Consider the following 25617-nt stretch of genomic DNA (forward strand, 5'->3'; position numbering starts at 1 on the left):
TTACCATTGCATCCCCACATTGGACCAGTACAAGTATATGAAGGGCTATGCCAAAACATGACGTACTTCTGGGGACAAAAAAAGAACCCCCGCCATTTGGGGGTCCTTCGGATAATTCAGCCTTGTTTAGATTTGCCCGCCTTCTTTTTTAGACTCTCCCAGGTGAAGCGCTTCTCCTCACCCTTGATCAGCCGCACAATGTTCTGGCGGTGAGAAAACAGTGCCATAGCCGCCACCAGAATAGCGAACACCAAAAAGGGCGTTCCTCCGTAGCCGGAAATAGCTGCGTAAATGGGCACCGACGCCGCCCCCAGAATGGAGGAAAGGGATACATAGCCGGTAATGAAAAGCAGGATAACCAGCGAAGCAATAATGATGAGCATGGGAATGGGCATGAGCACCAACAGCGCACCAATGGAAGTGGCGATGCCCTTGCCGCCCTTGAACTTCATAAACACCGGCCAGTTGTGGCCCACAATGGCGCCCAGGGCGCCCACATAGCCCCCAACCGGGCCCAGCAACCAAGTTCCCACCAGAGCCGCTATGACGCCCTTCAGCGCGTCCATCACCAGGGCCAAAAGGCCGTAGCTGATGCCAAACACCCGGGTCATATTGGTGGCACCGGCGTTTCCGCTGCCGTAATTGCGTACATCGTCCTTCAAAAACCAGCGCCCAAGGAAATAGCTTGACGAAAAACATCCCAGCAAATATGCGCCGATAAAGATCAGCCCATACCCAACATAGGTCATCTGCCACCATCCTCCTTGTTATTTCGTTGCCGCTTCAGAATGCGAATAGGTGTCCCGGAAAAATCAAAAGCCTTACGCAAATGATTCTCCAGATACCGTTCATAGGAAAAATGCATCAATTCGGGATCGTTTACAAAAAGTACAAAGGTGGGAGGCCGGGTGCTCACCTGGGTGGCGTAATAGATTTTCAGCCGCCGGCCCTTATCGCTGGGCGGTTCCACCACGCTGATGGCATCGTTGATCACATCGTTCAAAACACCGGTTGGAATGCGCTGACGGGTGTTTTCCACCACCCGGTCCGCCTCCTCCAGCACCCTGTTCACCCGCTGGCCGGTCTTAGCGGAGATGTAGAGGGTGGGTACATAGTTCATGAAAGATAGGTTATTCATGACCCTTTTGCGGTGCTGCTCCAAGGTGCCCGTTTCCTTATCCACCAGATCCCATTTGTTGACCAGAACCACGGAAGGTTTGCCCTCCTCGTGGACCAGCCCGGCAATCTTCACATCCTGTTCCGTAGCATATTCTCTGCCGTCGATTAAAATGAGCGCCACATCACAGCGGCGAATGGCCATGAGAGAGCGGATCACCGAATAGCGCTCAATGGAGGCGTCCTCAATTTTGGCCTTGCGCCGAATGCCCGCGGTATCGATGATCACATACTTTTTCCCATTTCGCTCAAAGGGTGTATCGATGGCATCCCGGGTGGTGCCCGCGATGTCGCTGACGATGGAACGCTTCTCGTTCAAAATCATGTTGACCAAGGAGGACTTGCCCACATTGGGCCGTCCCACCACGGCGATATGGATGGCCTCGTCCTCCTCCTCCAACTCGTCAGGATCCGGAAAATAGGCCACCATGGCGTCCAGAAGATCACCGATCCCAAGGCCCTGGGCCGCGGAGATGGGCATGGGGTCGCCCATGCCCAGATCGTAAAAATCGTAGATGGCGTCGTTGCTGGGCCCATCGATCTTGTTGACCACCAGGATCACCGGCTTGCCCGCCCGGCGTAGCATATCCGCCACATCGTGGTCCGATGATGTCACGCCCTGCCTGCCGTCCACAAAGAAGAGGATGACTTGTGCATTGTCAATGGCGATTTCGGCCTGCATGCGCATGTCCTGAAAGAGTTCCTCATCGCTTTTGATCTCGATGCCGCCGGTATCCACCAGCGTAAAGGCGTAACGCTGCCATTCCCCATCGGCATAGATGCGGTCACGGGTCACGCCCGGCGTATCCTCCACAATGGACAGACGCTGCCCAACAATTCGATTAAAAAAGGTGGATTTGCCCACATTAGGCCGTCCCACCACAGCCACCAATGGCTTGTTCATCCGTTCACCTCCCGGGTTATTACCCGAAGAAAATCTTCCCCCAGCTGGGGTACCGGAAACACCGGAATCTGGAGCGCGTTCTCCACGTCCTCCAGCGTCACATCATCCAAAAATATATCCTCATCGCTGCGAAGCATGCTGTCCGAGATAAAAAGCGCTTCGCCGAGGTCCTCGTCCTTCAGCTGCTCGATCAAATCGCCGCCGGTCAGAAGGCCGGTCACCGTGATGCTCTCCCCATAGTAGCGGTTTTGAATGCTTTTCACCTTGATCCGCTCCCCGCCGGGAATGGCGGAAATCAGTTCCCGAATCCAGCCTTCCGCCGCCACACCCGTGGCGATGGTGCGCCGTCCGGGAACCGTGCGGCTTTCCGTTTTCAACGCTTCCAATACTTCGCTGCGCATTTTGGCTACCAGGCCCACCCCATTTTCCAGCTGGGGATAATCCTCATAAGCTTCCGGCGGCGGCAGGGTGCGCCCCGCCTTCCAATAGAGCTCGTCCGCGGGAAATACAAAGCGTGTGCCCAGACGTTTCAGAAGTCTTTCCTGCCATACGCCAATCTGATCCAAAAGTTCGGAGGCCTTTGCCTCGTCCACCGCCTGAAGGGGATAAAGCCCCTCCCGGAAGCGCGTCATTCCCACCGGCACCACGGCCATGGATACCGATGCCGGATGAAGGCCGGACAGTTCCTCGATGGTTTGATCCAGCACTTTGCCATCGTTGAGCCCAGGACAGAGCACCACCTGGGCATAGAAGTGCAGATTCGCCTTCGCCAAACGGTTAAGCCGCGGCAGAATGGGCGCTTCCTTCTTTCTGCCCAGCATGAAGGTCCTGACCTCGGGATCGGTGGCATGAACGGAGATATAGAGGGGAGAAACCTTTCGGCGGAGTATCCGCTCAAACTCCAGATTGTTCACATTGGTGAGGGTCACATAGTTGCCCATGATGAGAGACAGCCGCCAGTCATCATCCTTTACGCGCAGGGTGTCGCGGATCTTTGAGCGGGGGTGTTGATCCACAAAACAGAACACGCAGTGATTCTGGCACCTGCGCACCTCACCCATCAGGTTGTCCTCGAAAATAAGCCCCAGCGGCTCGTCCTCATCTTTTACGACGGCAAGCTCCAAATCCTGATCCTTGCGCCTAAGCCCAAGGGTCAGCCGGCTTTGACTGCACAGAGCCTCGTAGTCGATCACATCCACCACATCCTGACCATCGATGGAAATGAGCTCATCCCCCGGCTCAACACCAAGGCGGCGGGCTAATCTCCCTTTCACTCCCACGATGCGGTGCATGGGTTTCCTCCTTAAACTTCAATAGTCTAAGATTATCGCGAAACCCGCTTTAAGTCAAGGAAAGCAAAGGGCGTGCACGATCCGTGCACGCCGTTCATTCTATGGTTTTAGGATGGATCGTCATCGTCCCGCTTTTTAAAGGGAAACATTTCCCGAACATTGTCCACAAGCTTGGTCTTGCGCTCATTCTTGCCGGTGGAGACAAACAGGAAAATGGCGCCGCCGCCCACGACCACCACGAGCAGCCAGATGAGACCGCTGCCCATGCCCTTGCTTTCCTCCCTGGCCGGTTTTACGTTGTAGGTCTTGGCCTGCTGGGCCTGGGGTGTGGCTCCAGCCGATCCGGCGCCGCCCGCGCCGCCGGCCGATGCTTCAGGCGTTTGATGCGGCGCTTCTTCACCGCCGCCGGAGACTTCCGACTTATCCTCCACAGTGCCGCCATAAAGGGTGGTATACACCACATCGGCAAGAAGGCCTGAGGATGCAAGGACCCGTTCCTTTTCAATCTCATGGGTACCGAGCTCAAAGAGGATGCACCTTGGTCCAATCTCCTGATTGTAGCTGCCCTTGCCAATGTAGATATCCTTCACCAGGCCGGGATATTCTTTGTCGGCCACCGCCTTGATGCTCTTGGCGAACTCCAGATTGGCCTGCTGATTCTGATTCTTTTTGCCCACCACCATTCGAATCTTGGACACCGCTTCACCGTCGATCTCCTGCACGTATTCGTCAGCGGATACGCCGTCCCGGTGAATATCGAAGATGGCATCAGGATTGGATTCGAGAAGGTTGGTCACTGTGCTTTTGGATCTGCGGTAGGCGCCGGCGTCGTGAGGCAGATGATTGGTGGTATCCACCTCCACCTCCACGCCCTTTTCCTCCAGCGCAGCGGCAAACTCTTCACCCACATCCACGATACCTCCCTGGCCCTCCACCGATTCAGCTCCATCCCCTGGGATGTAGGATTCATCGGTGTGAGTGAAATAGATGGCGATCCGTTTGGTGTCCTCCGGAGCGAAGGCGGTGCTGTCCACCTCCTCAAAGATATCCGGAAGTTCCACATCCTCCACATAAGCGGCCTTGCCCTGACGGGCCGTGTCATCCACTTCGCTCACCTGATAGAGCTTATTATCTCCGCTGATGTATTGGTCCTCTGCATACACCTGGCCGCTGTAGGTGAAAAGTACGGAACCGTCCTCATTGTACACCGTGTAGGGGCCGCCGCCGTTTTCCAGCGTATCAGCCTTGATGGGAGCGCTCAAAAACAGGAGGCTTGCCGCGGCCAGACCCGCAATCCATCTAGTGCTTTTCATGCTTCGCTTCCTCCTTTTTAACGAATTCCCCGTCCTCAATCACCATGTCCTTTTTGCTGGTGCCGCCCTGCAGCCGCTCACGGGCCTCGCCGATGAGCTCCGCCGCCAGCACAGCCACAATACCGGAAACCACCACCGCGTCAAAGGCCCCTGCGCCGCCCAGACGTACGGCGGCCGGCACGCCGCTCACGCCGTTGATGATGCCTTGGGTGATATCCGCAAGGAGCACGCCCATCACGCCGCCAATGAAGGCGCTTCTTCTCGAGCGGCCCATCAGATAGGCGATGATACCCGCCGCAATGCCATAGAGGTAGGTGGGCTCAAAGTACATACCTTCCGGCTCCGCCGGGAAGAACCGTCCAATAAGGTACACCGCCGCACCGGACAGGATGGCTGCAGCCACGGCCCGCACCCTCTCCTTGGTGGTGCCCGCCTTGATAAATAGATGTATACACAGGATAAGGGGAATGATGGCGCCGCCGATATTGACGGACCAGTAGGTGGTCAACTGTATATCGGGAATGATTCCACCGACAAAGATGAACACCACATAAACCAAAGCCTGCCGGTCCGTCAGGCGCATGCGGTCCAGCACCCGCTGCCCCACGCCAAAGGCGATGAGGATACCGACGACCAATAAGATCCAAAGTCCTATGGGCATAAAATCACACCTTCTTTTTGTATTTCAAGTCTAGATTACCCGCCGGCAAAAAAGGTATGCGGTCCAAGTTTTTCCATGAAAAAAACGCGAAGGAGATCCCTTCGCGTATGAAAAGAAGGAGTGCCGTAGAGTGTATATTCAACCGAACCGACCGGCGATGTATTCCTCCGTGCGCTTATCGGACGGATTGTGGAAGATGGATTTCGTGTCCGCCATCTCCACCACCTCGCCATGAAGGAAGAAGGCCGTGCGGTCGGATATACGCGCCGCTTGCTGCATGTTGTGGGTCACAATAACGATGGTGTAATCCTTTTTGAGTTCCTCCACCAGGTCCTCAATACGTTTTGTAGCGATGGGGTCCAGCGCCGAGGTCGGCTCATCCATCAGGATGACTTCCGGCTCCACCGCCAGCACCCGGGCAATGCAAAGCCGCTGCTGCTGGCCCCCGGAAAGGCCAAGGGCTGATTTATGGAGGCGGTCCTTGACTTCGTCCCAAAGCGCCGCCTGCCTCAGGCTTTTTTCCACGATCTCCGAAAGCCTTTTTTTATTTTTAATGCCATGGACCCTGGGTCCATAGGCTATGTTGTCGAAAACCGACATGGGAAAGGGATTGGGGTTTTGGAAGACCATACCCACCCTTTTGCGAAGAAGAATGGGATCATACTCCCGGTAGATATCCTGCCCTTCAAAGGCGATCTGCCCTTCAATGCGCACGCCGGCTATGAGATCGTTCATGCGGTTCAAGGTTTTTAAATAGGTGGATTTCCCGCAGCCCGAGGGGCCGATCAGCGCCGTCACCTCGTTGTATTTGATGTTCATATTGACCGATTTAAGCGCATGGAAGTCCCCGTAGTAAAGATTTAAATCCTTTGCGGTAATGGCTGTATCCTGCATGAATGTTCACTCCTTCTTTAGGTCGTTCTCTTTTTTTCCAGATGACGCACCCAGGCGTTGGCGCCAATGTTGATGCCCACCACCACAACCACCAGAACCGTGGCCGTGGCAAAGGCCATATCCTCGGAGATTCCCTCCCGGGCCAGCGTATAGAGATGCAGAGCCAGGGATCTGGCCGATTTGGTGAGGCTGGTCGCGATATAGGTGCCGCTGCCAAGGGTGAGGAACAGGGCGGCCGTCTCTCCCACGATTCTGCCGATGCTGAGCAGCAGTCCCGAAATGATGCCGCCGGAAGCCGCCGGAAGTACTACGCTTCGTATGGTCCTGAGCTGGGTTGCGCCGAGGGCCAGGCTCCCCTCACGGTAGGACATGGGCACCGCCCGCAGGGCTTCCTCCGAGGTTCGGATAATGGTGGGCAGAATGAGCACGGTGGCCGTCAGCGCGCCATTGAGGAGGGAGTAACTGAGGCCAAACATCTTGCCAAAGAAGATGAACCCAAAAAGTCCAAAGATGATAGAAGGCATGCCGGCAAGGTTTTCCGTACAAAAACGGATCAGCCTGACCATCCGCGTTTCCTTCGCATATTCCACAAGATAGATGGCGGCCATCACGCCGAGAGGCGCCGCAATCACCATCGTAAGTCCAATAAAGTACAGCGTGTTGACCAAAACGGGGAAGATACCGCCCTCATCGCCCATTCCCTTTACCGCGCCGGTCAGGAATTCCCAGGTGATGTGGGGCACGCCCTTGGCCAAAATGTAGCCAATGATCAAAAGCAGCATGGCCACTGTCAAAACGGCCGCTCCCCACAGGAAGCCCATGGCCACCTTTTGGTGCTGCCGCATGCGCCGCACTCTTGCCAATTCCTGATCCCGTTTGTTGGCCGGGCCCATGCTCTGGGATTTTACGCCTCTGCCCGCAACCGGCAGCGATACCCTTCCGCTATTTTCCATTAATACTCACCGCCTTATGCAGGATTCGATTGACCACAAGATTGAGCAGCATGATAAACAGGAACAGCACCAATGCGGTTCCAAACAAAGCCGTATAATGTTCGGTACCCGGCCGCACATAGGCCATTTCAAGCACGATGTTCACCGTCATGGTTCGGACGGGATCGAGTATGCCGCCGGGGATGGCCGGCGTATTGCCTGCGACCAGAATCACCGCCATGGTCTCGCCGATAGCCCGGCCAATGGACAGCACCACACCCGCGGCAATGCCCTTGACGGCGGCTGGCAGCACCACTTTGTAGATGGACTGCCATTTGGTGGAACCAAGGGCCAGCGAGCCCGCCCGAAGACTGTTATCCACCGCCCGCATGGATACCGCCGATACGCTGATGAGGGTGGGCAGAATCATAACGGCCAGGATGAAGGCTGCGGAAAGCACCGAAAGGCCCGTACCCCCGAACACGGTCCGCACGAAGGGCACGATCACGGTAAGCCCAAAAAAGCCGTATACCACGGACGGAATGCCCGAGAGAATTTCAACGGCCTGCTGAAGGAGTCTTGAAATTTTGGGGGATGCGATTTCTGAGATAAAAATGGCTGTCAAAAGCCCGATGGGAAGCCCGATTAAAAGGGCTAAAAAGGTGACATACAGGGAACCCACAATCATTGGAAAGATGCCATAGGAGGGTTCCGCAGCGGTGGGGTACCAGTCGCTGCCCAGCAAAAAGTCCTTCACGCCGGCAATTTTGAAGATGGGAAGCCCCTCTTTAAAGATCATCACGGTCATCAGGATAACCAAAATGACCGACAGACTGGCACAGAAGAACAGCACGCCTTTGGCGAGTTTACCCCCGATTCGTTTCTTTTTTTCCATGGGTGGCACTCCTTCTTGTTTCTCTTTAACAAGAGCATAGAGCGCCACCGTTAAGCCGAACTTACGGCCCTGTTAATTTGACGTTAATTTTGGAGATTCCGAAGGATAGGAGAAGCCCTCGCCCGCCACCTCATTTACGCTGCTGGTGACCACAAAGGCCTTGGGATCGATCTCCTTAACCAGACCCTTGAGCCGTTCCACCTGCATCCGGCCCACCACGCAAAAGAGCATCTCCACGTCCTTTTGGCTGTAGCCGCCCCGGGCATCCAGGAAGGTGACACCCCGGTTCAGCTCCCGCATGACCTGATCTGCAATCTTCTCACCATGATGGGTGATGATGAAAAAGGCTTTATTGGCCGTAAAGCCTTCCTGGACCATGTCCATCACCTTCATGGTGATAAAAAGGGAAATGAAAGCGTAAAGGGCCTGTTCAGCGCCAAAAACGATGCCCGCCGTCAGAATCACCACCATATCACAGACAAACACGAAATTGCCCACGCTGAAGCTGGGATGCTTCTTATGGAAGATGAGAGCAATTAGATCGCTGCCGCCGGTGCTGGCGTTGGCCTTGACCACCAGACCCAGTCCCGCGCCGACAAAAACACCGCCGAAAACCGCCGCTAAAATAGGATTCTCCGTCATGGCGGGCAAAGGCAGATAATCAAGCGCCGCCGACAGCAGCAGCGCCGCGATCACCGATTTAATAGCCGTATTCCGGCCCAGGATGCGGTATCCTATGAGAAACAGGGGAATGTTCACCAAGGCTGTAACAAGACCGATAGGCGCCGATATGAGGCTGTTGAGCACGATGGCAAGGCCGGTCACTCCGCCGGGTGCCAAATCGTTGGGCACGATAAAGAAATGATAGCCCAAGGACATGATAAAAACACCTACAATGATGAGAAGCATATTCTTGAGGCTCATGCGGTTGGCTTCGCTTTTCATAGGATCCCTCCTTTGTCCTATGGACAGTATATCCAATTTCGTGCATAAAAGAAAGAGCCTACCCATGGGCAGACTCTTTCTAGGTATTTTCTTTAGAGATCCACAAACCCGAGACTGATACTCAAGGCTTCGTTGACCTTCACCATGGTCTCCGGACCCAGCGAGCCGATTCGCTCCTGCAAGCGTTTCTTATCGATGGTCCTGACCTGCTCGGCCAACACGATGGAATCCTTGGTCAGTCCGTATTCCTTGGCGCTGACCTCAATATGTGTGGGCAGTTTTGCCTTGTTGATCCTGGAAGTGATGGCCGCCACGATGACCGTGGGACTATACTTGTTTCCAATATCGTTCTGAACGACCAAAACGGGCCTAACGCCGCTTTGCTCGGAACCAATCGTGGGATTGAGGTCGGCATAAAATATATCTCCGCGTCTTATCATGATTATTCACTCTCCGCCAATACAGTTTCATACGCGTCTAAAACCTTGTTGTCGGAGTCCAAGCAGAGTTCCGCCCAGTCCTTGTTGATAGCGGCCATCTGCTCATATCCGGTTTTCATCTTCTCCCTAATTTCCATCTTATGCCGCTCATCCAAATAAAGTTTCATGGCCTCGCGAATAAATTCGCTTCGGTTCATCGAACTTTTGCGCACCTGCTCATCCACTTCCTCAAGAAGGTCCTCCTCAAGGCTCACCAGAATTTTCTTCAGCTGCGCCATCGTCCATCCTCCCTAACTATAGGCTTCGGCCAATTTTTGATACGCGCCCGCAAGATGGGCAATGATATCCGAAGCGATCATAGCGTCCATGCCAAGCTCCGCGGCCGCCATGTCTCCCGCAAGTCCATGCAGAAAAGCACCGCAGCAAGCCGCCTTCACGCCGTCGAGGCCCCGGGCCAAAAGCGCTCCTATAATGCCGGAAAGCACGTCGCCGCTGCCCGCCGTAGCCATGCCTGGATTGCCGCCCATATGATAATTAATAATACCCCGGCCCTTAATCACCGTGGTGCTTCCCTTGATGAGCGCCGTAGCACCCGTCTGCTGGTGAAGTGCTTCCACCGCAGCTATCGGGTCCATCACCACTTCAGCTGCTTTCCATGAAAGAAGCCGCGCCATCTCGCCGGGATGGGGCGTAAGCACCACCGGAGCGCCCCGGTCCCCCAGATTCTTCAGATCGCCGGTCATTTGGTTGAGACCGTCCGCATCCAATATGATAGGTATTTGGATATTGTCCAGAATATTCCTAATCAGCATCCGAATCGACGGATTTTTCCCAAGACCCGGGCCGATCACCAGGGCATCCTTTCCCTCCGCCATGGCCAGCACATCCTCAAGGCTGGTCATGCCAAAGCTGCCGTTCTCCTCGGCACAGGGCCAGGTCATGATCTCCCGGTCAAAGGCGGCCTCCGGTTGAAGGCTCCTTGGACACGCCAGCGTCACAAGACCCGCGCCCGCACGAAGCGCTGAAAGCGCGGCAAGCCGTCCCGCACCCATCATGCCGAGACTCCCCGCAATCACGCCCACGCTGCCATAGCTGTTTTTATGAGAATTGTTCGTTCTTGGCGGGATAGCGGAAGCCACATCCTCCGCTTCCCACATACGGCCGTCGAAGCCCTCTTCCGGCTGAACAAAAAGGCCGATAGGCCGCACGAAAAGCTGTCCCGCATAGGCCCGGCCGGGATAGAGCAGAAGACCGGGCTTCATGTGCTCAAAGGTCACCGTTGCCTCGGCCTGGACTGCATCGCCCTCCACTTGGCCGCTGGCGCCAAAAACACCGGAGGGAATATCCAGGGCAAGGATGGGAAGTTCGCTGGCGTTCATAGCGGATACAATTTCCCCATAGATCCCCTCCAGGGGCCGGTCCAGGCCGGTCCCAAACAGGCCGTCCACCAAAAAGTCGCCGGCCTGCGGATTAAAGAAGCGTTTCCACTCCTCCATATCGCCAATCCATACGGGACTGATGCCCGCGTGCATGAGAATATTCATATTCTGCCGGCAGTCGGGGGACATGCGTTCCTCCCGGCCTGCCACGGCCACAAAAACCTGCCGCCCCCGGGTGTGAAGCCGCCGGGCCAGCGCCAGGCCGTCCCCGCCGTTGTTGCCCGTACCGCACACGAACCAGCCCCTGCCCATCGGGTGAAGCTCCTCCAGCACCCCTTCCGCAGCGGCGGCTGCATTTTCCATCAAAACCATGGAAGGCATGCCCGCCTCGCGCACTGCCCGACCGTCCAGCTCCTTCATCGTTTCCGGCATCACCACATAGCGCATGATCATTCTCCTTCCAGCACCGCAATGGCGACAGCCCTGCCGCCATCGTGGGATATGCTAAGATGCACCCGGTCCGCTTCCACGGCCGAAAGCCTTGCCGCAGCGCCGCCGGTGAGCCTGGCTTCCGGCTGACCCTTAACGCTCCAGACAACCTCCACATCGTGAAAAGCGATACCGTCAAATCCGGTGCCCAGGGCTTTAACCACCGCTTCTTTGGCGGCAAATATGCCCGCCGCTGTGGAGGGGCCGCCCCTCATAATCTTCGTCTGTTCCCCCTCGGTAAACATTCTGCTGAGGAATCTTGGATTTTCCATGGATCGAGCGATGCGGTCCACCGACAGCACGTCGATGCCGATACCCCGGATCATGACGGATTCCTTCCCGCCAGCACCGCGTTTTCAATGGCTCTCGCACACACTTCCGCCGCCGCCGCACAAAGAACAGTGAAGTCCGCTTCAGCCTCGCCTTTGGACAGGGCAAAGAGGGTATCGCCATCATGGGGGGTATGCACCGGACGAATGGACAGCGCGAGGCCGTCGTGGGCCACCGAGGCCAGCCGGTTCGCATGGGCCTTGTCCAAAGCAACATTGGTGGCCACCACGCCAATGGTGGTGTTCGCGCCCTGTCCGCCCTGGGGCGGCGCTGTCAGCATCGCTTCAGCCGTACCTATAAACTGTCCGGCCAACCGTGCACCGGCTAGAATCTCACCGGTATTGTGGTCCACCACATCGCCAAGGGCGTTCACGGCAATGAGCGCTGACACCACGGCGCCGCCGGGCAGGTGGATGCTGGCCGTGCCGATACCGCTGTCCATGGCGCCCTCCATGCCAAGAATCTTACCCACGGTGGCGCCGCAGCCGGCTCCCACCCGGCCTTGGGGCACGTCTTCCCCCGCATTTTGACAGGCCTCGTAGCCCATCTTCCCATCCGGGCGCACATCAAAACGACCCACACCCAAATCGTAAAGCACCGCCGCAGGTACAATGGGCACCTTGGCGTAGCCCGTATCAAAGCCGATACCCCGTTCCTCCAGAAAGCGCATCACGCCGGAGGCGGCGTCCAGTCCAAAAGCGCTTCCGCCGCAAAGTACAACGGCATGGACCGTTTCCACCGTGTTGCCCGGACGCAGAAGATCCGTTTCCCGGGTGCCCGGCGCTGCTCCACGCACATCCACACCGCCCATGGCGCCATCCCCACAGAGCACCACGGTGCAGCCCGTCCGTGCCTTTTCATCTTCCACATGACCCACCGTGAGCCCTTTCACATCCGTTAGTTTACCCTCATACATAGCCCATCAGCCCCCTAACCGAGACATCGGCAGCCAGCACCTTGTGAACTTCGCCCTCCAAGGTTCTCACCACCAGCGCTCCTTCCTCGTCCAAATCCACAGCGTCCGCCGTGTATTCGCCCTTGCTGTCGATCACCCGCACACGCTTTCCCAGCGTCGCCGAATGCTTCCGGTACTCCTCAAGAATCTCCCCGAAAGCGCCGGCTTCCAGCTTGGTATAAAGCCCGTCCATTTCCGTGAGCAGCGCAGCAAGAAGGGCGGTGCGCTCCACCTTCCTTCCGCCGCCCAGCATCCGAAGGGAGGACGCCTTGTCCAGCAGATCCTCCGGCCAATCCTCCTTCATCTGGTTTACATTAAAACCCATCCCCAGGACCGCCCACTCCATAGCGTCCATGTTGGCGCTCATTTCGGTCAAGATACCGCAGATCTTCTTGCCCTCCACCACGATATCATTGGGCCATTTGATTTTAGCATCAAACCCCAGGCGCCCCACCGCTTTCGCACCGGCCAGGGCCGCCATCATGGTAATGTTCCCCGCAAGTGCCGGCGGCAGCTGGGGTCTTAGAAGGATGGATACGAAAACCCCTTTGCTCCGGACGGAGACCCACCCCCGGCCCAGCCGCCCCTTGCCGCCGTTTTGTTCCTCGGCTACGGCCACCCGCACCTCGCCGGCACCTTCCCGGGCCAGCTGCTTCAAATAGTTGTTGGTGGAATCCACAATGGAAAGGTGATCGATGGCCTCGAAAAACCGGCCCGAGCCCTTCTCTCGAATCAGCGCCGGCAGCAGCAGATCTGGCCTTTCTTTCAGTTTATAGCCCTGGCGGGGATGGGATTCCAGCTCCACACCATCTTCCCGCCTGAGCTGATCCATCCACTTCCATACGGCGGCCCGGGTGACACCAAAGCGTTTACTGATCGCTTCCCCGCTCAGGTAGCCGTCGGTGGACAGCAAAAGTTCCAAAATCTTGTCCTTCATGTTAACCTCCTTATGCTTTCTAGAATACATCCCGGCGGAACATTTTTCAAGTCGCCTTCCCCCATGTGCTATAATGGAGTTAATCGCATTCGAGGAGGTGCAAAATGGAATATCGTGAATTCAAACGCTTGGGCGTTAAGACCTCGTTGCTTGGCTTTGGCTGCATGCGGCTGCCCACTCTTACCGGCCCTGCCGATATCGATGAAAGGGAGGCCGTCCGCATGATTCGCTACGGCATTGACCGGGGCATCAATTACGTGGACACGGCCTGGGGTTATCACGAAGAAATGAGTCAGCCCCTGGTGGCGAAGGCGCTGGCCGGCGGATACCGGCAGAAGACCTACCTGGCCACAAAGCTGCCCTGCTGGCTGGTGACAAAGCCGGAGGATTTGGACTTCTATCTCAACGAACAGCTCAGACGGTGCGGCACCGACCACATCGACTTCTACCTGCTCCACGCCCTTGATCAGGGCCGGTGGAACAACCTGATGAAGGTGGATGTTCTCCATTTCCTGGAGCGGGCCAAGAGGGACGGACGGATCCGCTTCGCCGGTTTCTCCTTCCACGACAAGCTGGCCACCTTTAAAACAATCGTGGACGCCTATCCCTTCGACATGGCCCAGATCCAGCTCAACTATCTGGACCAGGATCTGCAGGCCGGTCTTGAGGGCATGCGCTACGCCGCCGAGAGGGGCACCGATGTGGTGGTGATGGAGCCGCTGAAGGGAGGTCAGCTCACCCATAAGCTTCCCCAAAAGGCTCTGGAAATTTTGGACGCTTCCCATGAAAATCTGTCCGCCGCCGCCTGGGCTTTCAAGTGGGTGGCCCATCACCCTGAAATCAAGGTCATTTTAAGCGGTATGAGCTCTATGGAACAATTGGAGGAGAATCTCCGGATCTTTGAGCATCTTCCCGCTCAGAATCTAACGGCTCTTCAGGCGCAGACGCTGGAGAAGGTGCGCACCTATCTCAACTCCCGCATCAAGGTGCCCTGCACCGACTGCCAGTACTGCCTGCCCTGCCCTCATAACGTATTTATCCCGAAAATTTTCGAGCAGTACAACCGCGGCTCCATCTTCGGGGATTACACGGGACCCAGGGGCTTCTATCAAAGCCTTGTGGGCGACGGACAGGACGCCAGCGCCTGTGTGGCATGCGGTGCCTGTGAAGCCGCCTGCCCCCAGCATCTTAGTATCATCGAACTGCTGCGTAAGGCCGATAAGGCTTTGGCCTAGATCAAATAAAAAAACGCTTAGCGCTTTTTCGCGTTAAGCGTTTTTTAATCGTCCGCAAGCACCCGATTCACCGCCTGCTCGATCACATCCCATTCATAGCCCCTGCGGGCAAGGGCCTGGCCTATCCTGCCCCGGCGCTTAAAGACGGGCTCCCCCTCGCATCGCCGTGCATACTTTTCAGCCAGCTTGACCGCCTTTTCCAGCTCCAGCTCCGGGTCCACCCGGTCCATGGCCGCCGCAACTTCTTCTTCGGACAAACCCTTTTGCTTCAGTTCCTGGCGAATCATCCGAGCGCCCCGGTTCACCTGGCGGCTCCGTTCATCCACCCATTGCCGCCCAAAGGCAGCATCATCCACATACCGGTAGCGCTCCAGCTTATCCAGCGTGACAGTGATGACACCCTCCTCAAAGCCCTTATCCGTGAGATACTTGGTGAGCTCCTTGCGGGTGCGGGGTCTATAAGTGAGATAGGTGAGCGCCCGGTCAAAGGCGGAACGCTCCTCCTCCTCCCGAACCAGCTCCTTCAGCTCCGCCACCGAGATCTCCTGTCCGATCTTGATACGCTTTTGGGCGATCACAATATCCCCCACGCCGCAGCAGTATTCCCCGTCCACGAAGATGGAACGGCGGCTCTTATCCCGCTGCTGAGGTTTGATATCCGTAATTCTGCCCACGCTTCCCACCTCCATCTACATTATAACGGCCCATCGTAAAATGGTCTAGTCTCCCGCCAAGGTGCATAGTCTATGGAAAGGACATGCCTTGGAGGTGCACGAAATGAACTACACAGCAAAACAGATGGAAGCTTTGGACGAAGCTGCCGTCCGCCTGCAGCTTGAGGAGCGGCATAAAGCGGACGCTCTGCTGGCCGAATTCCGCAGGCTCTGCCGGAAGGGCATCTTCAGGCGCAATGAATTTGCCCTGGTGGCCAGCTACGCCTTCCCCTATGTGGGCTGGAGGGACCGGCGTACCCTCAAAAAAATTATTAGAATCCGTCATAAAAAATCTCAGATTCTGGGTTTGCTCTAGCTTTCCTGGTATAAAAAGAAGGGTATCTTCCCAAAATAAGATCGTAAAACGATCAAAGGAGGTACCATTCCCATGAATCAGAATCAACCCCAGATGTGCCCGCCGATCGAGACCAAGAGCTTGGCCTATCTTTCGGATCAGCTCGAGCATGAGTCCCTTGCTTACAAGAAATGCACCCAGTTTGCTCAGTATTTCACCGATCCTGCGGTGAAGAACTGCATTCAAACCGTGGCCCAGCACCACAAGGAGCATTTCAACAAGCTGTTCACCTATCTGAACACCCATCAATAAGTAAAGGAGTCGTGCGATATGAACATTCCACAGCAAAATCCCATGAACAACGGCAGCACCGGCGCCATGAGCGAAAAGGAACTGCTCAACGATCTGCTCACTTCGGAAAAGCAGATCATCGGCCTGTATGAGACCGGAATCACCGAGACGACCTATCCCGAACTGCGCAACGTGATGAACGACAATCTGAATCAGCTGTTCAACGACCAGTATCAGATCTTTGATCATATGCGTCAGAAGGGCTACTACCAGGTTAAGGCCGCGCCTGCTCAGGATATCGATCAGGCCCGCCAGCAGTTCTCCCAGATGCAGACCCAGATGGGACAATAATCCCGAAAAAAAAGACGGACAAATGTCCGTCTTTTTTTATTTCTCAATCTTGATGGTTTTGATCACCGGCGGAGAAGCCGGTTTACCGTTGGCGTCCACGGTAAGGGTGGCCATGTCGTCCACCACCGCCATGCTTTCGTCATCCATCACCCTGCCAAAGGCCGCGTAAAGCCCATTGAGCTGGGGAGAATCAGCAAGGCAGATAAAGAACTGGGAACCCGCCGAATCGTAATCGTCCTCCCGGCGGGCCATGGATACCACGCCCCGCACATGTTCGGTGGGATTGTCCACGCCATTGGCACTGAATTCCCCTTTGATCGTGTATCCCGGGCCTCCGGAACTGTCCCCCTTGGGATCGCCCGCTTGAACCACAAACCCAGGCACCACCCTGTGGAAGGTCAAATCGTCGTAGAATCCGCATTCAGCCAGTTCAATAAAATTGGCCACTGTCTCCGGCGCGGCGTCCTTAAAGAGTTCCATCTTGATGGTCTTACCGTTCTTGAGCTCCAGGGTCGCGATGGGATTTTTCGTATCCTTGCCGCCACATCCGGCGCCAAAAAGTGCAAGCATCAGTATGGATAATCCCGCTGCCAGCCAGCGTTTCATAAGCTTATCTTCCTTTCCATCCAAGGTTATTCCACATCAAAGGGTACGCTGCTGTCCCGCTGTACGATCTTGGCGGGAATCTGCGCCACCTGCAGGGGTTTTTTGGAGGAATTCATGGCGCTCTGCAGGGTTCTTACGCCCAGCCGCGCCAGCTCCTCCATACGGTTGTCCACGCTGGACAGGGAGGGCTCGGTACAAAGGCACAGCTCCGAGTTGTTGTGCCCAAAAACGCACACATCATCCGGCACCCGCCGGCCCGATTGAATCAAAGCCTTCAAGGCACCCGCCGCCAAAGCATCCTCGCTGGTGAGCAGCGCCGTAAAAAACAGTCCATGATCGATCAGCCATCTTGCACCGGTGAAGCCGCCGTGAAACCCCTTGGCAACCCGCACCGCCGCGCCGTTGGCGCCGCCAAGGCCCGATTCCTCGAGGCCACGCTCAAAGCCGTTCAGCTTGATCCTGGCGCTGGGGCTGGTGGCATCATAAAGATAGGCAAAATGTTTGTGCCCGCTGAGGGCCAGTCCCTTCACGATGGAGGCGACCGCCATATCCTCCTTGCTGGTGACCTGATAGACCTCCTTGGCCTTGGTGGAGGAGGCCACCATGACCACCGGCATCCGTTTGGCGGCCAGTCTGAGCAGGTTCTGTTCCCCCTCATCCTCAAAGGATGCGCCGAACATGAGAACACCGTCGGCTTTCCTTTCCAGGAGCCCTTTGATGTAATAATCCTTTTGCTTGAGGTCGCCGGTAGCGTTGCCCATCAAACAGTCATAGCCTTCGGCAGCCAGGGTCTGTTCGGCATAAAAGATGGATTCGGCAAAAGCCGGATCCCGATTATCGGCACATAGGATACCCACCAGCCGCGTCGCGTTGGTGGCAAGGCTTCTGGCCACGGCGCTCGGCGTGTACTCCATCTCCTCCAGCACCTTTTCCACCTTGGCCCGGGTTGCTGAAGACACCTTGGCACTGCGGTTGATGACCCGCGAAACCGTTGCTATGGAAACTCCGGCCCTTTCCGCCACTTCGTAAATGTTCATGGATGCCTCCCCGCCCCGTCATTTGTAACCGCTTACAGCAAGCTATTTCCATTCTACCTTGGGGAAGGCCCCGCGTCAAGATGGTGGAGCGTGAAAAATTTGTGAAAAAACATATTAATTGGCTTAATTTAAAAATCCGGTCCCTCGCCGTCCTCTTCAAGGCGCTGATGGTAGAGCTCCTCGGCCTTATGACCGGCACGGATCTCCTCCCGGCTCAGCATCCGGTTCTGCCCCATGCAGATATCGCATCTGGAGAGACACACGGGGCATTGGCAATAGCTGAAGATGCCCTTGTCCACGTGAACACGGTCCACCTGACAGTCGGGACAGATACAAATCACGGCAAAATACCTCCTCAGCCAATTCGGCTCAAATCGTACGGGGTCTCCTGGTAGACGTAATAGTTCAGCCAATTGCTGAACAGCAGATTTGCATGCCCCCGCCAGGTTACCACCGGCGGCCTTGCAGGATCGTCGCCCTCAAAATAGTGCAGCGGAATTTCGGCGGGCAGCCCCTTGCCCAAATCCCGTTCATATTCCTCCTTCAGGGTCAGCGGATCATACTCCGAGTGTCCGGTCACAAAAGCCATTCTTTTGTCCGCCGTAGCCATCAGATATACGCCCGCCTCCTTGGAATCGGCAAGGATGCGAAGTCCCGGCGTTCTTTCCACATCTTTGGGATCCACCGTGGTGTGCCGTGAATGGGGTGCATAGAACACATCGTCGAAGCCGCGCACCAGCGGCGCCTTTCGCTCCTCCTCCCGGACCCTGTGCTCAAATACGCCGGACAGCTTCTGGGGAAGAATCGCCTTGGGGATGCCAAAATGGTGGTACAGACCGGCTTGAGCCGCCCAACAGATATAGAGCGTGGAATAGACATTTTTCTTGGACCAGTCCATGATCCTTGTCAGTTCCTCCCAGTAGTGAACCTCCTCAAAGGCCAGATTTTCCACCGGCGCGCCGGTGATAATGAGCCCGTCAAACTTTTCATGATTCACCTGATCGAAGGTCTGATAGAAGGTCAAAAGATGCTCCATAGGCGTATTCTTGGAAACATGGCTGGCAGGATGGAGTAAAGTGATCTCCACCTGAAGGGGCGTATTGCCGATCAAACGGAGCAGCTGGGTCTCCGTTACAATTTTCAACGGCATGAGGTTCAAGATAGCGATGCGGAGAGGCCGAATATCCTGATGGGAAGCTCGGCTTTCTGGAATCACAAATATATTCTCTTCGTTCAGCGTTTTTACCGCCGGCAGATGGTCGGCAACCCGTACGGGCATGGACGTCCCTTCCTTCCAAAATGATCGTTAAACCATTATAGCCGAGGTTTTAAGACTTGTCCACAGATAGGAAAGGAGCGGGTTCACCGCTCCGAGATCTCCTTCTTCAACTTTTCAGTATAGTGCTGATAGGCGGAAGGAATCGCCCGCTCACCGTATTCCGGCAAAGTTAGCCATTCCCCGGGGAGATCCGGTCGACCGTCAAGGCGCATTCGATAGCCCAGCATGGACCACCGTTTATGGGTGAAGACATGGTGTGCCTTGCCCCAGTCCTCCAGGGAAAAAACCTGGCATCCCCAACCCTCGGCCAATTCCTCAGCGCCTCTCGGCTCCAGAAAGCCCGGCACCACAAAGTATTCCCAAAGTCCTCCCAGAAGCCCTTCCGACCGCTTTTGAAGGTAAATGCGCTCCTCGCAGGTCAGCACCAGCACCGTGTAGGCCTCCACCGGTATCTCTCCCTTTTGCACCTTCACCGGAAGTTCATCCGCAATGCCCAGTTGAAAAGCTTGGCATTCCCGCTGCACGGGACAGGCAAGACAGCGGGGATTCTTTGGCGTGCAGATTACAGCGCCCAGCTCCATCATGCTCTCTGTGAAGCTTCCGGGCCGCTGCCGGTCCATGAGAGGCTCCAGCGCCGTCCGGACCGGCGCTTTATCCGCTGCTGTCCAATAGGTTCCAGTGAGCCGCGCCATCACCCGCACCACATTACCGTCCACCGCCGGAACGGGCAGATTATAAGCAATACTGAGGATGGCGCCCGCAGTGTAGTCGCCGATACCCGGCACCTTTCGGATGGCTTCGTAATCCCTGGGCATCCTGCCGCTGTGGTTCTCCAGCACGTAACGGGCACCTCTCTGAAGATTTCTGGCTCTCCGATAGTAGCCAAGTCCTTCCCAGTCCTTCAGCACGGCTTCCTCCGGCGCTTCGGCCAAAGCCTCCACTGTGGGATAATGGGTCATGAATCGCTCATAATAGGGGATCACCGTGTCCACCCGGGTCTGCTGAAGCATCACCTCCGAAACCCAGATGCCGTAAGGATCCTTGGTCCTGCGCCAGGGCATATCCCGCTTGTTTCCGTCAAACCAGGTTAAAAGCGCCCCGCGAAAGGCTTCGATGTTCATTCACGCACCTGTCCCGAGCCATAGATAATGTATTTGGTGGAGGTGAGCGCCAAAAGTCCCATCGGACCCCGGGCATGGAGCTTTTGGGTACTGATGCCGATCTCCGCGCCGTAGCCAAATTCAAAGCCGTCAGTGAAGCGGGTGGACGCGTTCACGTACACCGCCGCCGCATCCACCCGCTCCAAAAAGTTTTGAGCGCGGGTGTAATTCTCGGTGATGATGGCTTCACTGTGGCCGGTGCCATGATCCCTGATGTGCTCGACAGCCTCGTCCATGCCGTTTACCACCTTGACGGACAGGATGAGGTCGAGATACTCCGTGTCCCAGTCCTCTTCCGCCGCCGGCTTCACCCAGGGCACAATCCGTTGGGTTTCGGCACAGCCCCGGATTTCCACCCCTTTCGCCTTCAAGGCCTCAAGACAGCTTGGTAAAAAGATACTCGCCACCGCACGATGGACCAAGAGGGTCTCCATGGCATTGCACACGCCGGGCCGGCTCACCTTGGCATTGACGGCGATTCGCTGGGCCATGGCAAGGTCGGCGCCTTCATCCACGTAGGTATGACAGATGCCCACACCCGTCTCAATCACCGGTACGCTGGCGTTTTCCACCACCGCACGGATGAGTCCCGCTCCGCCTCTTGGGATGAGCACGTCCAGTATGCCCGTAAGACCCATCATCTCCCGAGTGGTTTCCCGGCTGGTGTCCATCACAAGCTGCACCGCATCCCCGGGATATCCTGTTTCCTTTCCGGCATCCTGCAGAATCTTTACAATCGCCAGATTGGAGCGAAAGGCCTCCTTGCCCCCCTTCAGCAGACAAGCGTTTCCCGTCTTGACACAAAGGGACGCCACATCGGCTGTCACATTGGGCCGCGCCTCATAAATAACGCCCACAAGACCCAGGGGCACCCGTCTTTGACCAATGACAAGACCATTCGGCCGCTTCTCCATGGAGATAACCTGACCGATGGGATCGGGCAGTCCGGCCACGTCCATGAAGCCCTGAGCCATGGCCTCGATTCGCGCTTTTGTGAGGGTCAGCCGGTCAATTAGGGCGGGGCTGAGATGCTCCCGGCCCGCCGCCACATCCAGGGCATTGGCCTCAAGAATTTCATCTTGGCGGACAAGCAGCGCCCGGCCCATGGCCTCCAGAACCCGATTTTTCTCCGGGATGGATAACGCCGCCGTTTCCACTGAAGCTCTCTTTGCCGCAATTGCCTGTTCACGTAGTGCCATTGGGGAACCTCCTCAAAGCTGTTTTTATTATCCTATCCTGTGGAGGTTTCCATTGTCAACCGTTAGCTTTCCAGACTTTCAATGTAGCTTTCCAGCTCCTCCAGGGAATCGAAAGCAATACCCTGGCGAAGGGACGCCCGCACGTTCTCCGGCAAAGCATCCACCGGCGTGTTCAGGGTGTGGATGATCTGAACGTCCTTGCCATCGGCATTTTGATAGATCTGGAGCTGACCGTTTTCCTCCTTCAGCACGAAATGTTCGGGACAATAAAGATCCAGCCGTTCATCCACGATGACCTGATCCGCACTGAAATAGGCGGCGGCCCGGCCTGCCGTCTCCCGGAGCCCTTCTTCGGTAAGCCCCGCCCATTCCCGCGGGATGGGCACCTCCTGCTTCAGTATGTGCCCGCAGGGGGCATAGGTGTAGCGGTACACCACTTTTGCGTAGGGGGACAGGGTCACGCTGCTTTGACTCACGCTCATCTCCTCCCCCGCCGCCCAGGCGTTGAGGAAAAAGCCGAGGACCAACCCCACAGCCAGTGCCAATACAAGGGACACAGCCATAATGACGGGCCGTTTATTATCCTGCAACCAATGAATCACTTGCATCTTTCGTATGCCTCCATGTTTTTTTACCATGTTTCCCAAGGCCCCGTCATTTCATACAAAAGTATCCAAGGAACGGGTCACAACCCCCGATTTGTGCTATACTTAACCTTGTTTCATCTTGTTTGAATGGGAGTATTTCATGAATCGATTGGATAGGACGCTGCACATTTTGACCTATACGCTGCTGGGGCTGCCGGCGGTGCTCTTCTTTTGGGGCTGGCTGAAATGGTACATCGCGCTGCCCGCTTCGGCGGCGCTCGTCACAAGCCTGATCCTTGCCCTCAAGAGAACCTCTTTCATATCCGACAAAGAGTTCAAGGCCCGCCTTTTTCCAAAGGGCAGGTGGACCTTTATCGCGCTGTCCGCCTTCATTCTTTTGGCCTGGCTCCTCCTCTCCGGCATATCGGGCACGGCCTATCAAAACTGGGACTTCCATGGACGCAACGCGGTGATGCATGATCTCATTGACTTTAGCTGGCCCGTGCGCTACGACATGCTCTCCCAGGGCGCACCGGCGGATGGAGCGTTGGTCTACTATTTCGCCTTCTTTCTTCCCGCGGCGCTGGTGGGCAAGGTGCTGGGATTCCCGGCGGCAGGCTGGGCCCTTTGCTTCTACATCGCTCTATGCCTTGCTGCGATTCTGCTGCTTTTGGTGCGCCATACGAAATGCAATCCCCTGCTTCTTACCGTGCTGCTCGCCCTATGGAGCGGCCTTGATATTGTGGGCTACCTCCTGTTCTGGGGTGCACCGCCGTCCGTCACCACTCACATGGAATGGTGGGCGGGCAGCGGGATCTTCCAATACTCCTCCATGACTACCCAGCTGTTTTGGGTGTTCAATCAAAGCGTTCCCGCATGGCTGGCCACCGCTCTCATGCTGAATACGGAGAATCGCGGCAACTTGGGGCTCATCCTGGCGCTGGCCATCCCAGCGGCACCCTTCCCCGCCGTGGGACTTCTGCCCTTTATCATTTATCGGTGCGTGTTCAAGGACGGAAGGACGCTGAAGACATGGCTTCTCCATCTGAAGGAGGCCCTGTCCCTTCAAAGCGTGCTGGCGGCTCTGCCCATACTCATCGTATTCGGAAGCTTTTTCACCATCAACAATTCCCTGGGCAGCCGTAGCGGCATTCTATTCTCCATGGATTATTTCCGCTGGGAATATATGCTGAACTATGCGGTCTTTCTTCTGCTGGAGTTCGGCCTCTACGCGCTTATTCTGTGGCCCCAGAATCGCAGGAATAAAGAATTTTATATCATAGTCGCAATGCTTTGCATTCTGCCTTTTTTTGTGGTGGGTATAAGCAGCGATCTCATGATGCGAGCCAGCATCCCCGCTATATTCATTCTGGTCTCTTTGACCGCTGTCCGCCTCCAGGCCGCCTTCCGCAGGAGAAGGCGCTGGGTCGCCGCGGGGCTCGTTCTCCTTCTTCTCGTAGGCGCTGTAACGCCCTTTACGGAGATTGCCCGTTCGGTGGTCTACACATCTCAGGGTTACACGGTGGCCGATGAATGGAAGACCTTCTCCGATTATCAGGCCAATCTCGAGAATGCCCATGCGGCAAATTTTGTGTGCATGGAGCCTGAGAAAAGCTTTTTCTTCAAGTATCTCGCCAAATAAGCGCATGAAAAAAGAGCGGCCTTCCGGCCGCTCTTTTTAACCTCTGTCAATCGGCAAAATCGGCGTTGTGATAGACCTCTTGAACATCGTCATTATCCTCGAGTTCGTCAATCAGCCGCTCCACCTTTTCCTGCACATCCCCGGCAACCTCCACGGTGTTTTGGGGGATGCGGGCGAGCTCCGCGGAGCTGAACTCATATCCCGCCTTTTCGAGGGCCTCCCGGACCGCCGCAAAATCGGCGGGATCGGTGGTGATCTCAAAGGCCTCTTCCATCTCCTCCATATCCTCCGCGCCGGCATCCAATGCCGTCATGAGCACCTCGTCGGCGTCCATGCCGTCCTTGCGGTCCACCACCAGAACACCCTTGCGGTCGAACATCCAACCCACACAGCCAGTGGCTCCCATGCCGTTGCCAAACTTGTCAAATAGATGGCGAATATCCGAGGCCGAGCGGTTGCGGTTATCGGTGAGAACCTCCACGATCACGGCCACGCCGCCTGCGGCATAGCCTTCGTAGATCACTTCCTCATAGGTCACGTTGCCCATCTCGCCAGCCGCCTTCTTGATGCTGCGCTGGATGTTGTCGTTGGGCATGTTGGCCGCCTTGGCCTTGGCGATAATATCCTTCAGCCGGGAATTGTTGTTTGGATCGCTGCCTCCGCCCTCCCGGACAGCAACGGCGATCTCGCGGCCCAGCTTGGTAAAAATTTTGCCCTTCTGGGAATCGGTTTTTTCCTTCTTGCGTTTGATATTTGCCCACTTCGAATGACCTGACACAAATAGCCCTCCATTTCATGTGTACATGCGCTTTTTCTATTATACCGAGGGCGCCAAAGTTTAGCAACTGCCGCCCCTATGTTTTTCGATAAAAGCCCATTCCTCGGCAAAAAGCTCCTTGCCAATGGGCTCGTTATGCAGTTCGTGATAGCAGCCGGGAAAACCATGGAATTCACAGTAACCAGAACACTCCCGCCAGAAGGTCTGACTGCCTTCGAAGGCGCAGATGGGGTCCTCCTCTCCATGGGCAAGAAAAAGCGGCACTTTGAGATCCTGCCCATGACGCAAGGCATAGTCCGCCGCGCCGTACGCCTCCTTGGCCAAACGAAGGGATATGCGGGAATGGTTCAGCGGATCATCGCTGTAATTTTTCACAATTTCCTCATCATGGGTAAGGCTTTCGGGCTTCAGGCCGTTGTCCACTGTCAGATTGGGAAAGATTCCCGCCATTTTCTCCATCATGGCGACCTTGGCTTTGCCGGGGCCGTTCTTGAGGATGAGCCAGGGACTGGTCACGATGGCGCCGCTGAGCCAGCTTATATCCTGTCTCAGAATATAATTCAGAACGATGTTTCCACCGAGGCTGTGCCCAAAAAGGAACACTGGGCAGGCCGGCTCCGCAGCCGCTGCGGCATCGACCAGGGTTTTGACATCCAAAAGCAGCTGCTCATAGGAAGGGATACAGCCCCGCTTTCCTCCGTTCCGGCCATGGCCGCGGTTGTCGATGCCCCATACATCCACGCCCTTCTCATTCATGAATGCCGTCATCTTCCCATGCCGTCCGCCGTGCTCGCCAAGCCCATGGATCACGCACAGCCGCGCCTTGGGCTGCTCCGCCTTCCAGCGCAGGCCCGCGATGGAAGCGCCGTCCGATCCCTTGAGACAAATCTCCATTTCCATCC

Annotated in this window: 30 protein-coding genes; 5 read left to right on the forward strand and 25 right to left on the reverse strand. The window is 56.2% G+C overall.

Features of this window, described 5'->3' with window-relative positions:
* Positions 1-116 precede the first annotated feature (116 nt).
* The 15 genes from plsY to H8696_RS06545 all read right to left on the reverse strand — a co-directional run bounded on the left by plsY (position 117) and on the right by H8696_RS06545 (position 13542).
* A complete protein-coding gene (plsY, locus tag H8696_RS06475) occupies positions 117-749 on the reverse strand; it encodes a glycerol-3-phosphate 1-O-acyltransferase PlsY (protein ID WP_249316085.1) in 633 nt (210 codons plus the stop codon).
* On the reverse strand, positions 746-2080 hold the full coding sequence (der, locus tag H8696_RS06480) for a ribosome biogenesis GTPase Der (RefSeq protein WP_249316086.1): 1335 nt from the start codon (positions 2078-2080) through the stop codon (positions 746-748). Before der ends, plsY begins: the two co-directional genes overlap by 4 nt.
* Positions 2077-3372 carry a DUF512 domain-containing protein gene (locus tag H8696_RS06485; protein WP_249316089.1) on the reverse strand — a complete coding sequence of 432 codons (1296 nt, stop codon included), beginning with the start codon at positions 3370-3372 and terminating at the stop codon, positions 2077-2079. The genes der and H8696_RS06485 overlap by 4 nt, the downstream gene beginning before the upstream one ends.
* Before the next feature lie 107 nt (positions 3373-3479).
* On the reverse strand, positions 3480-4685 hold the full coding sequence (gene spoIIP, locus H8696_RS06490) for a stage II sporulation protein P (RefSeq protein WP_249316091.1): 1206 nt from the start codon (positions 4683-4685) through the stop codon (positions 3480-3482).
* Positions 4672-5346, reverse strand: a complete 675-nt coding sequence (locus tag H8696_RS06495) for a DUF1614 domain-containing protein (protein WP_249316092.1) — start codon at positions 5344-5346, stop codon at positions 4672-4674. The genes spoIIP and H8696_RS06495 overlap by 14 nt, the downstream gene beginning before the upstream one ends.
* Positions 5347-5484: 138 nt before the next feature.
* Positions 5485-6240 (reverse strand): phosphate ABC transporter ATP-binding protein PstB, encoded by a 756-nt coding sequence (gene pstB / locus H8696_RS06500; RefSeq protein ID WP_249316098.1) that lies wholly within the window; start codon positions 6238-6240, stop codon positions 5485-5487.
* A 17-nt stretch (positions 6241-6257) separates the two neighbouring features.
* Positions 6258-7133: a phosphate ABC transporter permease PstA gene (gene pstA, locus H8696_RS06505; RefSeq protein WP_407926373.1), complete on the reverse strand. Its 876-nt coding sequence runs from the start codon at positions 7131-7133 to the stop codon at positions 6258-6260.
* Between the two features lie 49 nt (positions 7134-7182).
* A complete protein-coding gene (pstC, locus tag H8696_RS06510; RefSeq protein WP_249316103.1) occupies positions 7183-8067 on the reverse strand; it encodes a phosphate ABC transporter permease subunit PstC in 885 nt (294 codons plus the stop codon).
* A 72-nt stretch (positions 8068-8139) separates the two neighbouring features.
* Positions 8140-9012: a YitT family protein gene (locus H8696_RS06515; RefSeq protein ID WP_249316104.1), complete on the reverse strand. Its 873-nt coding sequence runs from the start codon at positions 9010-9012 to the stop codon at positions 8140-8142.
* Positions 9013-9104: 92 nt separating this feature from the next.
* Positions 9105-9455 carry a type II toxin-antitoxin system PemK/MazF family toxin gene (locus tag H8696_RS06520; RefSeq protein WP_249316349.1) on the reverse strand — a complete coding sequence of 117 codons (351 nt, stop codon included), beginning with the start codon at positions 9453-9455 and terminating at the stop codon, positions 9105-9107.
* Positions 9455-9730, reverse strand: a complete 276-nt coding sequence (locus tag H8696_RS06525) for a ribbon-helix-helix protein, CopG family (protein ID WP_249316107.1) — start codon at positions 9728-9730, stop codon at positions 9455-9457. The genes H8696_RS06520 and H8696_RS06525 overlap by 1 nt, the downstream gene beginning before the upstream one ends.
* Before the next feature lie 12 nt (positions 9731-9742).
* Complete coding sequence (locus H8696_RS06530) at positions 9743-11278, reverse strand: NAD(P)H-hydrate dehydratase (RefSeq protein ID WP_249316109.1); 1536 nt, start codon at positions 11276-11278, stop codon at positions 9743-9745.
* Positions 11279-11280: 2 nt separating this feature from the next.
* Entirely contained in the window at positions 11281-11646 is a 366-nt protein-coding gene (acpS, locus tag H8696_RS06535) for a holo-ACP synthase (RefSeq protein ID WP_249316111.1), read from the reverse strand.
* Positions 11643-12566, reverse strand: coding sequence for a P1 family peptidase (locus H8696_RS06540; protein WP_249316112.1), 924 nt, complete (start codon positions 12564-12566; stop codon positions 11643-11645). The genes acpS and H8696_RS06540 overlap by 4 nt, the downstream gene beginning before the upstream one ends.
* Positions 12559-13542 (reverse strand): biotin--[acetyl-CoA-carboxylase] ligase, encoded by a 984-nt coding sequence (locus tag H8696_RS06545; protein WP_249316113.1) that lies wholly within the window; start codon positions 13540-13542, stop codon positions 12559-12561. The genes H8696_RS06540 and H8696_RS06545 overlap by 8 nt, the downstream gene beginning before the upstream one ends.
* A 104-nt stretch (positions 13543-13646) precedes the next feature.
* On the opposite strand from H8696_RS06545, the gene H8696_RS06550 reads away from it, so the two are divergent.
* Positions 13647-14777: an aldo/keto reductase gene (locus tag H8696_RS06550; RefSeq protein ID WP_249316114.1), complete on the forward strand. Its 1131-nt coding sequence runs from the start codon at positions 13647-13649 to the stop codon at positions 14775-14777.
* A 44-nt stretch (positions 14778-14821) separates the two neighbouring features.
* Here the strand turns inward: H8696_RS06550 and H8696_RS06555 are convergent, their stop codons facing one another.
* Complete coding sequence (locus H8696_RS06555; RefSeq protein WP_249316116.1) at positions 14822-15451, reverse strand: regulatory protein RecX; 630 nt, start codon at positions 15449-15451, stop codon at positions 14822-14824.
* 103 nt (positions 15452-15554) lie between these two features.
* Here H8696_RS06555 and H8696_RS06560 point away from each other — a divergent pair, with 103 nt between their 5' ends.
* From H8696_RS06560 to H8696_RS06570, 3 genes are all read left to right on the forward strand, one after another.
* Positions 15555-15806 (forward strand): hypothetical protein, encoded by a 252-nt coding sequence (locus H8696_RS06560; RefSeq protein WP_249316118.1) that lies wholly within the window; start codon positions 15555-15557, stop codon positions 15804-15806.
* Between the two features lie 72 nt (positions 15807-15878).
* The gene (locus tag H8696_RS06565) at positions 15879-16097 is read left to right on the forward strand and encodes a hypothetical protein (protein WP_249316119.1); all 219 of its coding nucleotides are present in this window, start codon (positions 15879-15881) and stop codon (positions 16095-16097) included.
* An 18-nt stretch (positions 16098-16115) separates the two neighbouring features.
* Positions 16116-16427, forward strand: a complete 312-nt coding sequence (locus tag H8696_RS06570) for a spore coat protein (protein ID WP_249316123.1) — start codon at positions 16116-16118, stop codon at positions 16425-16427.
* A gap of 36 nt (positions 16428-16463) precedes the next feature.
* On the opposite strand, the gene H8696_RS06575 is transcribed toward H8696_RS06570, so the two are convergent.
* The 7 genes from H8696_RS06575 to H8696_RS06605 all read right to left on the reverse strand — a co-directional run bounded on the left by H8696_RS06575 (position 16464) and on the right by H8696_RS06605 (position 22316).
* Positions 16464-17033, reverse strand: coding sequence for a peptidylprolyl isomerase (locus H8696_RS06575; RefSeq protein ID WP_249316124.1), 570 nt, complete (start codon positions 17031-17033; stop codon positions 16464-16466).
* A 26-nt stretch (positions 17034-17059) separates the two neighbouring features.
* Positions 17060-18070 (reverse strand): LacI family DNA-binding transcriptional regulator, encoded by a 1011-nt coding sequence (locus H8696_RS06580; RefSeq protein ID WP_249316126.1) that lies wholly within the window; start codon positions 18068-18070, stop codon positions 17060-17062.
* A gap of 128 nt (positions 18071-18198) precedes the next feature.
* The gene (locus H8696_RS06585; protein WP_249316127.1) at positions 18199-18411 is read right to left on the reverse strand and encodes a hypothetical protein; all 213 of its coding nucleotides are present in this window, start codon (positions 18409-18411) and stop codon (positions 18199-18201) included.
* Positions 18412-18425: 14 nt separating this feature from the next.
* Entirely contained in the window at positions 18426-19349 is a 924-nt protein-coding gene (gene metA, locus H8696_RS06590; protein ID WP_249316131.1) for a homoserine O-acetyltransferase MetA, read from the reverse strand.
* Positions 19350-19432: 83 nt separating this feature from the next.
* Complete coding sequence (gene mutY, locus H8696_RS06595; RefSeq protein ID WP_249316132.1) at positions 19433-20470, reverse strand: A/G-specific adenine glycosylase; 1038 nt, start codon at positions 20468-20470, stop codon at positions 19433-19435.
* A complete protein-coding gene (locus H8696_RS06600; RefSeq protein WP_249316134.1) occupies positions 20467-21708 on the reverse strand; it encodes a glutamate-5-semialdehyde dehydrogenase in 1242 nt (413 codons plus the stop codon). Before H8696_RS06600 ends, mutY begins: the two co-directional genes overlap by 4 nt.
* 62 nt (positions 21709-21770) lie before the next feature.
* Positions 21771-22316, reverse strand: coding sequence for a BofC C-terminal domain-containing protein (locus tag H8696_RS06605; protein WP_249316137.1), 546 nt, complete (start codon positions 22314-22316; stop codon positions 21771-21773).
* A 139-nt stretch (positions 22317-22455) separates the two neighbouring features.
* Between H8696_RS06605 and H8696_RS06610 the strand changes: the two genes are divergently transcribed.
* Positions 22456-23937, forward strand: a complete 1482-nt coding sequence (locus H8696_RS06610) for a hypothetical protein (protein ID WP_249316140.1) — start codon at positions 22456-22458, stop codon at positions 23935-23937.
* A gap of 46 nt (positions 23938-23983) precedes the next feature.
* Here H8696_RS06610 and H8696_RS06615 read toward each other — a convergent pair whose 3' ends face one another.
* Positions 23984-24715, reverse strand: coding sequence for a YebC/PmpR family DNA-binding transcriptional regulator (locus H8696_RS06615; RefSeq protein ID WP_249316142.1), 732 nt, complete (start codon positions 24713-24715; stop codon positions 23984-23986).
* Positions 24716-24775: 60 nt separating this feature from the next.
* A complete protein-coding gene (locus H8696_RS06620; protein ID WP_249316143.1) occupies positions 24776-25609 on the reverse strand; it encodes an alpha/beta hydrolase in 834 nt (277 codons plus the stop codon).
* Positions 25610-25617: the final 8 nt, after the last annotated feature.

Source organism: Gehongia tenuis (assembly GCF_014384795.1).
Taxonomy (GTDB): Bacteria; Bacillota; Clostridia; order Christensenellales; family NSJ-53; genus Gehongia; species Gehongia tenuis.

Excerpts from the sequence above, each read along its gene's own strand:
- pstA (WP_407926373.1), bottom strand. The coding sequence starts at position 7,133 with ATGGGCCCGGCCAACAAACGGGATCAGGAATTGGCAAGAGTGCGGCGC.
- H8696_RS06575 (WP_249316124.1), bottom strand. The coding sequence starts at position 17,033 with ATGAAACGCTGGCTGGCAGCGGGATTATCCATACTGATGCTTGCACTT.
- H8696_RS06525 (WP_249316107.1), bottom strand. The coding sequence starts at position 9,730 with ATGGCGCAGCTGAAGAAAATTCTGGTGAGCCTTGAGGAGGACCTTCTT.
- H8696_RS06560 (WP_249316118.1), top strand. The coding sequence starts at position 15,555 with ATGAACTACACAGCAAAACAGATGGAAGCTTTGGACGAAGCTGCCGTC.
- H8696_RS06605 (WP_249316137.1), bottom strand. The coding sequence starts at position 22,316 with ATGCAAGTGATTCATTGGTTGCAGGATAATAAACGGCCCGTCATTATG.
- H8696_RS06545 (WP_249316113.1), bottom strand. The coding sequence starts at position 13,542 with ATGAAGGACAAGATTTTGGAACTTTTGCTGTCCACCGACGGCTACCTG.
- H8696_RS06610 (WP_249316140.1), top strand. The coding sequence starts at position 22,456 with ATGAATCGATTGGATAGGACGCTGCACATTTTGACCTATACGCTGCTG.
- H8696_RS06550 (WP_249316114.1), top strand. The coding sequence starts at position 13,647 with ATGGAATATCGTGAATTCAAACGCTTGGGCGTTAAGACCTCGTTGCTT.
- spoIIP (WP_249316091.1), bottom strand. The coding sequence starts at position 4,685 with ATGAAAAGCACTAGATGGATTGCGGGTCTGGCCGCGGCAAGCCTCCTG.
- pstB (WP_249316098.1), bottom strand. The coding sequence starts at position 6,240 with ATGCAGGATACAGCCATTACCGCAAAGGATTTAAATCTTTACTACGGG.
- H8696_RS06515 (WP_249316104.1), bottom strand. The coding sequence starts at position 9,012 with ATGAAAAGCGAAGCCAACCGCATGAGCCTCAAGAATATGCTTCTCATC.
- metA (WP_249316131.1), bottom strand. The coding sequence starts at position 19,349 with ATGCCCGTACGGGTTGCCGACCATCTGCCGGCGGTAAAAACGCTGAAC.
- H8696_RS06485 (WP_249316089.1), bottom strand. The coding sequence starts at position 3,372 with ATGCACCGCATCGTGGGAGTGAAAGGGAGATTAGCCCGCCGCCTTGGT.
- mutY (WP_249316132.1), bottom strand. The coding sequence starts at position 20,470 with ATGAACATCGAAGCCTTTCGCGGGGCGCTTTTAACCTGGTTTGACGGA.
- der (WP_249316086.1), bottom strand. The coding sequence starts at position 2,080 with ATGAACAAGCCATTGGTGGCTGTGGTGGGACGGCCTAATGTGGGCAAA.
- H8696_RS06570 (WP_249316123.1), top strand. The coding sequence starts at position 16,116 with ATGAACATTCCACAGCAAAATCCCATGAACAACGGCAGCACCGGCGCC.
- acpS (WP_249316111.1), bottom strand. The coding sequence starts at position 11,646 with ATGATCCGGGGTATCGGCATCGACGTGCTGTCGGTGGACCGCATCGCT.
- H8696_RS06530 (WP_249316109.1), bottom strand. The coding sequence starts at position 11,278 with ATGCGCTATGTGGTGATGCCGGAAACGATGAAGGAGCTGGACGGTCGG.
- plsY (WP_249316085.1), bottom strand. The coding sequence starts at position 749 with ATGACCTATGTTGGGTATGGGCTGATCTTTATCGGCGCATATTTGCTG.
- H8696_RS06620 (WP_249316143.1), bottom strand. The coding sequence starts at position 25,609 with ATGGAGATTTGTCTCAAGGGATCGGACGGCGCTTCCATCGCGGGCCTG.
- H8696_RS06540 (WP_249316112.1), bottom strand. The coding sequence starts at position 12,566 with ATGTATGAGGGTAAACTAACGGATGTGAAAGGGCTCACGGTGGGTCAT.
- H8696_RS06495 (WP_249316092.1), bottom strand. The coding sequence starts at position 5,346 with ATGCCCATAGGACTTTGGATCTTATTGGTCGTCGGTATCCTCATCGCC.
- H8696_RS06580 (WP_249316126.1), bottom strand. The coding sequence starts at position 18,070 with ATGAACATTTACGAAGTGGCGGAAAGGGCCGGAGTTTCCATAGCAACG.
- H8696_RS06600 (WP_249316134.1), bottom strand. The coding sequence starts at position 21,708 with ATGGCACTACGTGAACAGGCAATTGCGGCAAAGAGAGCTTCAGTGGAA.
- H8696_RS06565 (WP_249316119.1), top strand. The coding sequence starts at position 15,879 with ATGAATCAGAATCAACCCCAGATGTGCCCGCCGATCGAGACCAAGAGC.
- pstC (WP_249316103.1), bottom strand. The coding sequence starts at position 8,067 with ATGGAAAAAAAGAAACGAATCGGGGGTAAACTCGCCAAAGGCGTGCTG.